Source organism: Emticicia sp. TH156 (assembly GCF_002855535.1).
GTDB classification, from domain to species: Bacteria; Bacteroidota; Bacteroidia; order Cytophagales; family Spirosomataceae; genus Emticicia; species Emticicia fluvialis.
This window is the reverse complement of record NZ_PKRS01000012.1, coordinates 140,284-152,983: the sequence shown is the minus strand read 5'-3', so window position 1 is coordinate 152,983 and position 12,700 is coordinate 140,284. Positions and strand designations below refer to the sequence as shown.

General features: G+C 41.6%; 9 protein-coding genes. All 9 read right to left on the bottom strand.

Features of this window, described 5'->3' with window-relative positions; all coding sequences use genetic code 11:
* Window positions 1–50: 50 nt before the first annotated feature.
* A complete protein-coding gene (gene nuoL / locus C0V77_RS20430; protein WP_101728241.1) occupies window positions 51–1,994 on the bottom strand; it encodes an NADH-quinone oxidoreductase subunit L in 1,944 nt (647 codons plus the stop codon).
* Window positions 1,995–2,065: 71 nt separating this feature from the next.
* On the bottom strand, window positions 2,066–2,398 hold the full coding sequence (nuoK, locus tag C0V77_RS20425) for an NADH-quinone oxidoreductase subunit NuoK (protein ID WP_101728284.1): 333 nt from the start codon (window positions 2,396–2,398) through the stop codon (window positions 2,066–2,068).
* Window positions 2,399–2,551: 153 nt separating this feature from the next.
* Window positions 2,552–3,367, bottom strand: coding sequence for a 3'-5' exonuclease (locus tag C0V77_RS20420; RefSeq protein WP_101728240.1), 816 nt, complete (start codon window positions 3,365–3,367; stop codon window positions 2,552–2,554).
* 218 nt (window positions 3,368–3,585) lie between these two features.
* The gene (locus C0V77_RS20415; RefSeq protein WP_101728239.1) at window positions 3,586–4,530 is read right to left on the bottom strand and encodes a glycosyltransferase family 2 protein; all 945 of its coding nucleotides are present in this window, start codon (window positions 4,528–4,530) and stop codon (window positions 3,586–3,588) included.
* A 342-nt stretch (window positions 4,531–4,872) separates the two neighbouring features.
* A complete protein-coding gene (locus tag C0V77_RS20410; protein ID WP_101728238.1) occupies window positions 4,873–7,479 on the bottom strand; it encodes a carbohydrate-binding domain-containing protein in 2,607 nt (868 codons plus the stop codon).
* Window positions 7,480–7,683: 204 nt separating this feature from the next.
* Entirely contained in the window at window positions 7,684–9,009 is a 1,326-nt protein-coding gene (locus C0V77_RS20405; protein WP_101728237.1) for an NAD(P)/FAD-dependent oxidoreductase, read from the bottom strand.
* 21 nt (window positions 9,010–9,030) lie between these two features.
* Window positions 9,031–10,842: a hypothetical protein gene (locus tag C0V77_RS20400; protein ID WP_101728236.1), complete on the bottom strand. Its 1,812-nt coding sequence runs from the start codon at window positions 10,840–10,842 to the stop codon at window positions 9,031–9,033.
* Between the two features lie 35 nt (window positions 10,843–10,877).
* Window positions 10,878–11,795, bottom strand: coding sequence for a glycosyltransferase (locus tag C0V77_RS20395; RefSeq protein WP_101728235.1), 918 nt, complete (start codon window positions 11,793–11,795; stop codon window positions 10,878–10,880).
* A gap of 59 nt (window positions 11,796–11,854) precedes the next feature.
* Entirely contained in the window at window positions 11,855–12,694 is an 840-nt protein-coding gene (locus C0V77_RS20390; protein WP_101728234.1) for a glycosyltransferase, read from the bottom strand.
* Window positions 12,695–12,700 lie beyond the last annotated feature (6 nt).

Here is a 12,700-nt window from a genome sequence, read left to right as displayed (position 1 = left end):
CCGTAATGAGTTTTAATTTTTAAGTCGTAATGTTTGGTTGAAATAATGGGTTATTTTATTCCAACAATTGCTTTAATTGTTTCCAGAACCTGAAAGCCCAGATTAATACCGATAATAACCGCGATGCTGATAACCATGGCAAACAAATAGAAGCCTGTACCACCGGCCTGTAATTTACGGGCCGCATTGCTGAACGAGTTCACAAAACCACCTACGCCGTTTACGATACCGTCGAATCCTTTCGGCTCGAAAATACCTGAAAACAGATTAGACAATCCTTTTATCGGATTCACGAATACAGCCTGGTAAATTTCGTCAATATAATACTTGTTATAGATAACTTTCTGAATGCCAGTAATTTCGCTGTCTTCAACCGGTACATTTTTGCTGTTGCCAAATCGGGTATAGGCCACAAATATTGAAATAACTGCTGCAGCTACAGAAATACCCATTAACATCCACTCTGTTGAATGGTCTACCGGATGGCCTCCAAATTCTGGATTAACCGCTTTTGATCCTTCATAAATCGGGTTCAGGAAGTTGGCAAGCGCATGAGGGAAATGGAAGATTTCAGGCATACCTATAAAACCACCCACTACTGATAAAGCAGCCAGAACCATTAAGGGAATGGTCATGCTCGCAGGCGATTCGTGCAAATGATGCTCTTGCTCATGGGTGCCTCTGAACGACCCTGTAAAAGTAAGGAAGAAAAGACGGAACATATAAAAGGCTGTCATCATTGAGCCAGCCACAGCCAGCACCCACATAATTTTGCTATGCTCGTAAACATGGGCAAGGATTTCATCTTTTGAGAAGAAACCGGCAAAAGGCGGAATACCTGAGATAGCAATCGTACCAATCAGGAAGGTTATTGCCGTAATTTTAATTTTGCTCCACAAACCACCCATCCGGCGGATGTCCTGCTCACCACCCATGGCATGAATCACACTACCTGCGCCAAGGAATAACAACGCTTTGAAAAACGCGTGCGTAACCACATGGAAGAAACCAGACGTATAGGCTGATACCCCCAATGCCATAAACATATAGCCTAACTGGCTAACGGTTGAATAGGCCAATACCTTTTTGATGTCGTTCTGAAAGATACCGATGGTAGCCGCAAGCACAGCAGTTGCCACACCTATCCAGGCAACAAATTCAAGTGTGGCAGGTGATAGCGTATATAAAATATTTGAGCGTACAATCATGTAAATACCTGACGTAACCATGGTAGCGGCGTGAATAAGGGCCGAAACCGGAGTAGGGCCAGCCATGGCATCAGGTAACCAGGTGTACAACGGAATCTGCGCCGATTTACCCATGGCACCTATAAACAAAAAGCCGGTAATGGCAATAATAGCGCCATTGCCAACACTTAAGCCTTTGGCTTTGTCAAAAACCTCTGCATATTCTACTGTACCGAAGTTAATGATAATCAGGAAAATACCAATCAGAAAGCCCAGGTCACCAATGCGGTTCATGATAAAGGCTTTTCTTGCGGCATTACCGTATTCGGTATTTTTGTTCCAGAAACCAATAAGCAGGTACGAACACAACCCTACGCCTTCCCAACCGATAAACATTACGATGTAGTTGGACCCCATCACCAATAAAAGCATTGAGAAAAGGAACAGGTTAAGGAATGACATAAACTTGCCATATCCTTCATCATCATGCATATAGCCCATTGAATACAGGTGTATGAGCGTACCCACACCGGTAATGACAAAGAGCATCAGAATGGAAAGCTGGTCTATCTGAAAAGCGAAGTTAATCTGTAACGTGCCGACGGTAATCCAGTCGAAAACATTGACAATGATAGGCTGATTGGTTTCTGCAAATTGGGTGTAGGCTATTATAGTACCAATAAATGATAGTAATGAAGCCCCAACACCTATGGGTCCGGCTATGCTTTTTGAGATTTTACGAAAACCAAGACCGTTGATTAAAAAACCAATGAGTGGAAATAAAGGTATTAGAGTAATGATTGACATATATTAATAGCCTCAGCCTCAAAGGCATGAATAAGGTTTAAAAACTATTATATCTAAATTCTGAAGGGCAATTACCACTTCAGTTTATCCAACAAACCAACATCAATAGAGCGGATATTTCTATAGATCATCACAATAATTGCCAGCCCAACGGCTACTTCAGCCGCGGCTACTGCCATAATAAAGAATACAAAAACCTGCCCTGAGGGGTCTGCTCTGTATGACGAAAACGTAATCAGTAAAAGATTAACCGCATTGAGCATCAGCTCAATAGACATAAATATGATGATTGCATTGCGGCGTATCAATACTCCCACTACGCCAATGATGAATAAAATACTTGCCAATAAGACATAATTGAGCAATGGGACGGTCTGGATAATGTCTGGTATTTTATTTTGCATCTGCAGATTTGTGATTGTTTTTCCGAAAAATTTTTCGCAAAAATAATGAACAATTATCAATAAACAATTATCAGCCTGAATTTTAACGGCTGGCTGGTTTCATATAAATTGCTGTTAAAAATAGAAGAAAAACGGTGTTTTTAAACGCAAAAACTATTTTTCTATCATCATTTTCAGCTTTATTTCGGTTAATTTTCTTTTGGTGTCAAGCGGGAAATCTCCGTTTATCATCCAATCGTAATACTGTGGCTCATTTTTCAATACCATTTTTACCGGTTTGCCATTGTGTTTGCCAAAATTAAACAATACTTCGCCTTTGCTGTTCAGGGTCATCCGTTGTGCAAAGTCTACAATATTGGCCGACGTTAAGAGGTGCAGGGCGTCCATGTCGTTTTTAACAGGCTCGTATTCTTCACCTTTGTCGTTTTTCAGTTTTACACCCTCATATTTTTCAACCTGCGAGCACAGTACCTCAAGTGTAGCCAGTGTATCCACCTCTGCACTATGGGCGCCTTCAAGGGTTTTGTTGCAATAGAATCTGTAGGCTGCCGATAACGTTCGGGGTTCCATTAAATGAAAAATCCTCTGCGCATCAATCAACTTGCGGTTTTTAATGTCAAAATCTACATCAATGCGTAGAAACTCCTCAACCAGCATGGGTACATCAAAACGGTTGCTGTTAAAACCGGCCAGGTCGCAACCTTCAATAAACTGAGCCAGCGATTTCCCGATTTGCTTGAAAGTGGGGGCATCTTTTACGTCTTCATCATAAATTCCATGAATCAGGCTTGTTTCAATCGGAATCGGAATCCCCGGGTTAATCAGTTTTGTCTTTACCTCAACGGTTCCGTCAAGTTTGGCTTTGGCAATACACAATTCCACAATTCTGTCTTTGGTAATATTCACTCCTGTTGTTTCGAGGTCAATTACGGCAAGAGGTTTTCGGAGTTTAAGTGTATGAGTAAGCATTATTTATTATTTAAATCAGAGTCACAAAGTTAGAAAATAATCAAACGGATTGGCCAAAACAGCATTAAATTATATTGTTGTGTCTGTATCACAGATTGGTAATCTGTGTCGGGGGCTTCTATTCGCACCAACTGTTTTATGGCAGAGGGCTGTCGCCCCAAACAAAAAATGCCACCTCCTGGCAGAGCATGGCACAATATTATTTCTAGTTATAAACGTTATTTATTTTCAATTACCTCATCAATTACAAAGAAAGGGCGCTTTTTTACTTCAATGTAAATTCTACCTATGTATTCGCCAAGAATACCCAGTATAATCAGAATTACACCACTCAGAAAGTACATACCTACTGCCAGTGAAGCCGTGCCCGGTGTTTCTTCGGGTGCATGCCCGAACACCTTAAAGCCTATTAAACGGTGTAATATAAAGAATGTGCCCAGAATAAACGAAGGGATAGAGATTAGAAAGCCCATGTAAGTAGCTAACCGAAGCGGGAAACTCGAAAACCCGAATAGGCCGTCAAGCGCCAGTTGGATAAGTTTCTTGAAAGTATATTTTACTTCTCCTGCTGCCCTTTCTGCTCTTTCATAAGTAACACCCACTTGTTTAAAGCCCGCATAGGCACGCATACCTCTCACAAATCGGATCTGTTCCGGCATTTCTTCTACCAACACATTTACTACTTTTCTGTCCATTACACAAAAATCTCCTGAGTCTAACGGAATTTCAATGTCTGATATCCAGGCCAGAATTCTGTAAAATGCCGAGTAAGCTACTTTCTTAAAGAATCCTTCTTTTCGTTTTGTTCTCACAGCATATACAACCTCATAGCCTTCACGCCATTTATTTAAAAAACGGTTGAGTTCTTCCGGGGGATCCTGCAAATCGCCATCCATTATCACAACGGCATCACCCTTAGCAACTTTTATACCGGCAGAAATGGCAGGTTGATGCCCGAAATTGCGCGAAAGTTTTACCACCTTAACGCGAGGGTCTTTTGCGGCCATCACCCGCATCATGGTTAAAGATTGATCTCTTGAGCCGTCATCTACCAATACAATTTCATAATCCTCACCCCATGACGGAGCGGCAGAGGTTAGTCGATTATAAAGATTTTGCAGGTTTTCTTCTTCGTTAAAAATCGGAATGACAATAGAAATCATTATAACAGGGGCTTAGTGCAATCTTTAAATCGCAAAGATAGATTATTTAAAATACAAAAGGGCAAAGAAGAAAAATATAGACATAAAAAAGTCCTGCGTGTGGGGCAGGACTTTGGCTCTTTCAGCGCGTATGATGTTAAAACGACCAGTGTTCATGAAAAGTTTCGTGTTTGAAAAATTATTGTATTATTTTTCAAAAATGTTTCCCTCATTAATTTGGTCGCGTTTGAAAGCGCTAAAAATGCCTGAAACAAGCATTTCTGATAATTGCCTGTTGCTATCGTTAATAAAATAAAGGAGCTGCCAATTACCTGGCAACCCCTGCAAAAAGATTTAACCTGATTAGAAAGTAATCGTATTTACCGTGCTGGATGCCGATGTGGTGGTAGTACTTTTCAAAGTGGCACCGGAAGTAGAGTAGGTACCTCCGGTATATAAACCCCATCCTGATGAATTGCCTGTAAAACTGCCTCCTGTATAGCTTCCGCCAAAGTAAATTTTATACTGCGTATTTTTTAATAACCCAGGTGAAGAGAAGTGGAAATAATAAGTGGCATTTTTAGGTTTGAAAGTAACCAGCTCTGTGCCGGATGCATTTTCAATATGCAGCAATGAAGAAGCGGCCAGTTGGGTGCTCGATTTGACGAACATGCCTACCTGGGTTGAGGCTGCCCCCATCGCCTTCGACATATTTGAACTTGAACCTGCTGCAATCAGCGTGCCTCCGTTTACAAGAAATGTGCCGTTTACATCTATGGCTTCTTCGGGTTGATTGGTAGGGCCGTTTACAATGGTTATACCGCCTTTAATGGTAATGTTGCCATTGCTGTCTATCGCATCGCTCCCGGCAACTATTAAGATACCATTGTTAATGAACAGATTGCTTCCGTCATTTGATTCTGTTCCGCCAGAAACCGTTCCTTTCGTAACATTAATACCATCGTTTGACGCAGTTACATTGGTTATGCCTCCATCAAAAGTAATGGTTGGCGCTTCAATTCCCTCTGTCGATTTGGTGATATTAATAGTACCGTTGCTCACCGTAACACTGGTTTCTGATTTAATGCCATCATCAGTGGCAGCAATATTCAATTCGCCATTGGTGATTATGAAACTGCCATCGCTCTTAAAGCCTTTGGCTTCACTGGTTTGCGAACTGCTATAAGTATATTTGCTTCCTGTGGCCGAAATAACAGTGGCACCTCCGCTAATAGTGGCAGTACCGTCCACAGTTATGCCTTTGCCACCGGTACCGGTGTTGGTAATAGTAAGATTACCACCTTTAATAGCCAGGTTTTTATCGCAATTGATACCGGCTGAAGCAGCAATGTCAGCATCGTCAGTTACATAATAAGCTGCACCTGATACGGTTATTTTTACTGTACCTGCCGAAAGCGTGAAGTCGCCATCTGTTTTAATACCTTTAGCGCCTTTTCCGCTCACGGTTAGGGTAACGGCATCTGCTGTACCGATTGAGGTGTAACTGGTGCTTTTGATGGCGTTGCCTTTGTCGCCGGTGGTGGTTATTTTTACAGTTCCGCCTTTAATTGAAACATAGGGTGTAATCCCTGCGTCTGTTCCGTCATACTGTGCGCTTATGCCATCGTCTACACTATTAACAGTTACCGAGCCACCGTTAATAGACACGTACCCTTCTTCTGCCACAATACCATCGCTTGTAGCGGTTACGTTGAGGGTTCCGTTATCAATCACAAAGTAATCATTGGCATGTATGCCATCTTTTACTGCCGATTTTACAATGATATTAGATTCTTTTACATAAATATAATCGTCTGAAACTATGGCGTGCTTGTAGTTTCCGGTTATATTGAGTGTACCAGTACCCATAAAATTCAGTTGCCCTTCGCTGAAGAATGTTCCTTTCTGGTCTTCACTGCTGCTCGTATAAGTAGCGCCGTCTGTCAGCGCGTTAGTGGTTCCGTTCAGTATATTAATTGTTGCCTTTTTGCCTGACTGTATATTTATGGCAGGGCCGCTGCTGTTGGTCAGGTTAAGACCTTTCATGGTTATATTGAACTTATATTCGCTGTAAATCTTGAAACTACCTTTGGTGGCTGCGCCTGATAGCAGATACACAATTTCTTTGGTCGTGTTTTTAGAGGTTACGGTTACGTCGGCACCATTTACGGCTACACTAACGCCATCGTTGATGAATGCGTTGTTTACTGCTGCACTGGTACCTGAATAAGCTATCACCACTGTATCTTTGGCCGGATTCGCTATACCTGCTGTGCCGGCTGCTATGGCCAAAGTAAGCGTAGTGGTTTGGCCGCCAAAGCTAATATTAAATATGGCGGTTCCGGCTGAGGTAGGCGTACCAGAAATGGTATAGGTCAGGCTGCCTGAGCCATTAGCCAATGTTCCGGCTGTTAATGTGGCTGTTAATCCTTCTACTCCGGTTGAAGAAACCGTTGAAGCATCATAAAAACCACCGTTACCACCAGTATAGGCCAATGTGATTGTGCCAGAATAGGCAGTTTCGCTTGTTCCGGCAGCCAGTGCAGTTGAACTCGTCAGACTGGCAATACTGGCCTGAGATTGAGTAACCGCTAAGGATAATGTACAGGTTTGTCCGCCTAATTCAATCGGAAAGCTGGCCGTTCCCGCAGTGGCGGGTGTTCCGGTGATAATAAAGCTGGCACTTCCGCTTCCATTAGCTAAAGTGCCTGCCGATAAAGTAGCTGTTAATCCGGTTACACCAGTTGAGGCAACAGCTGTACCTTGGGGATATTCAGCGGCGTTTCCGCCTGAATAAGGAACATTGGCAGTAGCCGTAAAAGATACCCCGCTGGTTGCGTTTGCCGAGAATACTGCTTTTGAACAATCGAGTGCAGAAATGCTCGCGGTTTTTGTGAGTTCGTCAGTTTTACATGATTGAAATAGTGATAAAACTGTTAAAAATAACAATTGAACTATGGGTTTATTCATATTGGTGGTTGTTTTAGAAAAGAAACATTGTGTATTGTGGGTATAGACGAACAAAAACTGAAAAGAGTGGTATAGGAAAGACAAACTTTATGGGCATACCATAAAATTGAAGTACGCCCAAATTGGATTGTAAAAACAAACAATAAAAAAAGAGACCGCCGGTTTATGGCAGTCTCCTGAATACTTATCTTATTTGTCTAATTCTTAAAAACCTATCTGGCCTGAAAGAGACGCTCCGTAAGGTACAAAATCGGCATTTATGCCCATTACTTTACAGGCTTCGGCCGCAACTCTGATAGAGTTGTTGGTACTTCTTTCGTCAGGGTAAATATGAGCCATATTGGCTATGTACAGATTTTTGGTTGGGGTCTCGCAAGCCGGTACTTTTTCAGAGAAATTCAAATCGCATACAGTTGCAGCTGTATTGGTTTTGAAGATGTACACATTTTTTATCCAGTCTTCTGAGAACTCCGGATTAATGCGTTTCAAAGGCGGAATCATCAGGTCTTTGATTTCTTCATTACTCATTTTCGCCAGGTCTTCACTCATGGCAAAGTAGCGGGATAAGTACAGAATATGTGAGCCATTGTATTGCTCTTTCGGAATAAAATTGGTGTGCTCAATTACCCCACCAAACGGGAAACCCTGGTCGGCCACGTTCATCCAGTAAATATGGCTGAACGATTTTTTCATTTCCAGAATTGTACACACTGCACCGAAATACTCAATGCCATTGGCATCAAGTGGAGAGTTTTTGATTTTATCGAAATAAATAGAAGGTATAGTCAGCAGGAACTTGTCTCCTTCAATGTTTAGATTTTTGGTTTTTATACCTTTTATCTCTTTATTTTCAATCTTAAATTCTTCAACGGGTTCATTTTTGATGAGTTCCACGCCCATTTCATCCAATCTTTTCAGAAGCGTTTCTATCAGGGTTTTCCAACTTCCCTGAATATAGCCCAGGCGCTCGTCTCCCGATTTCCTTGAGCCTAGTCTTTGAGCCATCCGGCCAATCATCCACGACAACGGTACCTGCCCTGCATAAGGCCCGAATTTGATATTGAGCATGGGTTTCCAGAGGGCATCTGTTATATCTCGCCCTGCCCATTTATAAAACCATTCCAGGGTAGGGGTGCCTTCGTTCTCTCGCCACTTGGCCAGTTTACCCAAAAAAATACTGGTTAATCCAAAACGGATTTTGCCTATAAAACCTACGGGCTTAAACTTCAGTAAATCAACTGGTGAATTAAAATCATATATTTTTCCATTTCTGAAAACCCCCATAGTGGTTTTTTTATAGAAGGCTTTATCAGCAATGCCAAGGTCTTGCAACAACCAACGTAGCTCGGCATCTTGCGTAAAGAAATGGTGGTAATAATACTCCAAATGGTTACCGCCAATCTCAAAAGTATTGAGTAGCCCGCCAAATTTATCGCTGCCTTCAATTACGGTAACCTTAATGCCCTGTTTGGCTGCAACGTATGCAGCCGCCAGACCGGTCATGCCACCACCTATGATGTTTAATTTCATATCAGCTTTTAATATCTTAATTTATTGAATGTTGATTGTTTGCTCTTTAATGACTTTAAACCTGCCATTTTCCAGTTTGCCTATCTTCATGCTAAACGTGCCAACGGGCAAATCGGGTTTGGCTACTATGGCATCAATCCGGCTGTTATAGAATTGGTGCGTTCCCAAAAAAGTACTCAATTTATTGGCAGGCGCTTCTAATGTAAATGCCAGACGGTTCTTTTCATTCGTGAAAATGGCATAATAGCCATCATATCTTGTACCAAGCGGAACAAACGTGTTTTCCAATTCTATATGAATTGAATTAGAGTAGTCGGTAACCTTCACCATTTCTGTACTGGTATTGGCAATCTGGTTTTCATATAGCGCTTTATTCATAATATCAATCTCTGCGGGAGGCGTATAGTTTTTGAAATGTACACGGCTTATCCAAAGTATGTCGTTCACATATTTCATAATGCCCGGCACAAAACCCGCGTAGTTGAAAGGCGGTATAGGTAACCGTTGATAATGGTTAATAGGCACGTGGTCGTCCGGATTGCGTGAGTTCTCAAAGGCATAGTAGTAATAACGGCCGTTGTTTTTCCAGTTCAGAATGGTAGTTCCAAAGAAACGCCTGTGTTTTTCAACTTCGTCCAGGCTTTCGTAATAAGAAAAAAGACTGAATAAAATGGCTACAAGTATTGAAATCCGGAGATACTTTTTCCACTGTGCAACTGCCACTACATTGAAAAAACTCAGGTAAACTATTACAAACAAAATAATAGAAACCGTTTTGTAACGGCTGGCAAATGCTTGTTCTAAACCCTGGCTGGCTCGTGATACCGAAAAAGCTGCCCCGCTTAAGCCCACAAAAATAAAGGCAGCTAAGAGGTAAAGATTAAATTTGGGGTGCTGTAGCAATCGGGTATACAGTCTGTAAAACCAGTTAGTGGTGTCCTTCTTAGCCTTTGGTAAAAAACGATAATACAAAAAGGTGAATAACTGCACAGCCAGCCAGCCAACCAGAAGTACTCCGGCTGAAATGGCTATCACATGTTTAAGCGTGACATTGTAAAACTGAACGGTGCTGTCAATAGGAGAGCCGAAAAAGGCAAAGAAATCTCCTATGATAATATGTGGAAACTGTGTGATGTTCACCTTTACATCCGGTCGTATGCCCGGTTTCTCAAAATCATAAAAATAAAGCCAGAAACTGAATACCAAGAATACAAAATACTGTATTTTCTCGTTTCTCGAGCGGGTGTATAGTAAAATGGGTATGGCCGCCAGAAATGCAAACATACCATTGCCATTAGTAAACATGGCTATAAAGAACAGAACAATGCTTAAATAAAAAGCCCATAATTGCTTATTGAATAAAAGCAGACTAAAACCCCATAGGCCAAAAATAATAACCACATTAGGCTGCAATGAAGTAATAGCCCAGAAGATGTTTTCAATAGGTTGGGTATTGAAAATAATGAACAGAATAGGTATTAAATAGGCTACTCCAAGATTTATTTCGCGAAGCAACCGATAAAAAACAAAGGGAAGAATGAGCAAATGAGCCACGCCCATCAGCATTAAAATCTTATAGTTAACTTCGCCAAACAACTGGTAGCATATTAATGTGCTAAGCCTTACATAGATTATGCGGTGTTCGCACATCTGCGAAAAAAGCAGTGTTATCTTTTCGCCCATGGTGCTTTGTTGCATCCAGCTGGCCAGAAAACCCTCTATGCCGTGCCAGTCGTCGTTCCAGCCTATGTTAAACGCATTTTTGAACGCAAAAGCGTAAAATGCTACCATAGGAACCAACACCAGAATATAAATACCTAACTTTTTTTTCATAAAAGAACATGCTAAAAGGTGGTGTAGCCCTCAACCTAAACTTTCTCGACAGACCCCACGTAATCCTGAAAATGCACTGCAGGAAGAAAATTGAAATTTACACGATATGACAGTACCGTAAAAACCAGAATCAGAGAACTTAGAAAGGCCTGCATCAATATACCTAAAAACAGCAATACGCCCCACATCGGGATGTATACACTATAGGCAAAAACAATAATAATGCTTGCAATGGCCACCATAATAAGTAATGAAATGGCTATCATTAGCCTAACCGAAACGGTGTCAATATAAACCGCAATGGCGCTCAGGCCATGTATAACCAATGAGGTATAGTTCATCTTTGACTTGCCCGTGTATCTCTCTCCTCTTTCAAGCCCAACCGATTTGTACGTTAGCCTTGACCGGATAATGCCACCGGGGTAGTGGTTCCAGATGTCAGATACGTGCGTAACCTTGTTAAGCAGTTTAAGCGGAATAACTGAAAAATTACCAAAGTTGATTATCTTACCGGTTAAAAGAATAAAAATGTACTTATATATTTTGTAAAAAACCTTGAAGAAGAAGCTCTCATTACGTTTGGTGCGGCGGGCAAAAACAATTTCTTTTCCGTTGCTTTTTATAGCTTCTGCAAGTAGCAAAGGTAAATGCTCGGGTTGGTCTTCACCATCTACATCCATTACCACCACAAAGTCGCTGTCATAATTTACATTCAGGTAAGACAGCCCAATGGCTATTGCTTTCTGGTGGCCAAGGTTTTTGTTTAGGTGTAGAATTTCAAGGGGGTGCCCTTTTAGTTTGTCTATGTTTACTTCCAGACTTGAGCAGTCGTCTACTACTAGTATCTGGTAGTTGCTGTATTCGGTGTTAGCCAATACCAGATGTATTTGTTCAGCGAGTTGATACAAGCAGTCCCAGTCATTAAAAAGTGGTGTAACAATGGTTATTTTCATAAAAAAGCATCTTCTGTTTTTGGACTCTACCCCCGTTCAGAAACCGGTAACTCACAAAATTAGGAAAAATTATGCTCGTGTGCTTGAATTTGTTCGTCGTATCTCCTGTTTGTTTCGGCAATGGTGGCATCGAATCTATAATCCAGCCATTCGTTCACATCGGCAAACATTTGTTTTCTGTTTTTCAGAAACCCTACATTTGTGGCCGACTGTACATTGCTTAGCCCGCCTCTGTGTTTACGGTACACACCCATCGGCTCTGGTATATAATGAATGTCGCCCTGCGCGGCCAGTTGTATCACCAATGCCCAGTCGCCGGCGGCGGCACGGCTGTGCCATGCTGCAAAATCATGGTCGCGGAAATAGTTTCTGTAAAAGGTGCTGGCAGTAGCAATAAACCATCGGTCTTCCAGAATATCCTGAATGGTTGAGTGCATCTTCTGGTCTGAGGTATTGAAAAAATGCCCCGGCGAATGATCTTCATATATCACCTGCATATTATGGTGGCAAATCATATAGCTCTTATTGGCCTCCATAAAATCAAACTGCTTTTGCAGCTTCAGGGGGTCTGTCCAGTAGTCATCTCCCTCGCACAAGGCCACATAATCGCCTTTGCAGGCTTTTATGATACCTAATACATTATTGCGCCCTGCAAACTCTTTAGGTTCTGTTGGCCCCTGGTTTTCCTGATGAAGAAAAGCATTGAATAGCTGTGGGTGCTGCGCTATGTATTCTCTGATAATGGTCTGATTATTATCGGTAGAGGCATCATCACCTATTACAATTTCATAGCTAAAATCAGTTTTTTGGCTCAGTATACCATCTAATGTCTGCCTTATAAACGATTCATGGTTATATGTAGGAACACAAACACTTACTTGGGGTCTGGTAGATTCCATGCCGTA

What these genes read in the sequence shown, in the direction of transcription:
- nuoL (WP_101728241.1), bottom strand. Translation starts at nt 1,994, where the DNA reads ATGTCAATCATTACTCTAATACCTTTATTTCCACTCATTGGTTTTTTA.
- nuoK (WP_101728284.1), bottom strand. Translation starts at nt 2,398, where the DNA reads ATGCAAAATAAAATACCAGACATTATCCAGACCGTCCCATTGCTCAAT.
- C0V77_RS20420 (WP_101728240.1), bottom strand. Translation starts at nt 3,367, where the DNA reads ATGCTTACTCATACACTTAAACTCCGAAAACCTCTTGCCGTAATTGAC.
- C0V77_RS20415 (WP_101728239.1), bottom strand. Translation starts at nt 4,530, where the DNA reads ATGATTTCTATTGTCATTCCGATTTTTAACGAAGAAGAAAACCTGCAA.
- C0V77_RS20410 (WP_101728238.1), bottom strand. Translation starts at nt 7,479, where the DNA reads ATGAATAAACCCATAGTTCAATTGTTATTTTTAACAGTTTTATCACTA.
- C0V77_RS20405 (WP_101728237.1), bottom strand. Translation starts at nt 9,009, where the DNA reads ATGAAATTAAACATCATAGGTGGTGGCATGACCGGTCTGGCGGCTGCA.
- C0V77_RS20400 (WP_101728236.1), bottom strand. Translation starts at nt 10,842, where the DNA reads ATGAAAAAAAAGTTAGGTATTTATATTCTGGTGTTGGTTCCTATGGTA.
- C0V77_RS20395 (WP_101728235.1), bottom strand. Translation starts at nt 11,795, where the DNA reads ATGAAAATAACCATTGTTACACCACTTTTTAATGACTGGGACTGCTTG.
- C0V77_RS20390 (WP_101728234.1), bottom strand. Translation starts at nt 12,694, where the DNA reads ATGGAATCTACCAGACCCCAAGTAAGTGTTTGTGTTCCTACATATAAC.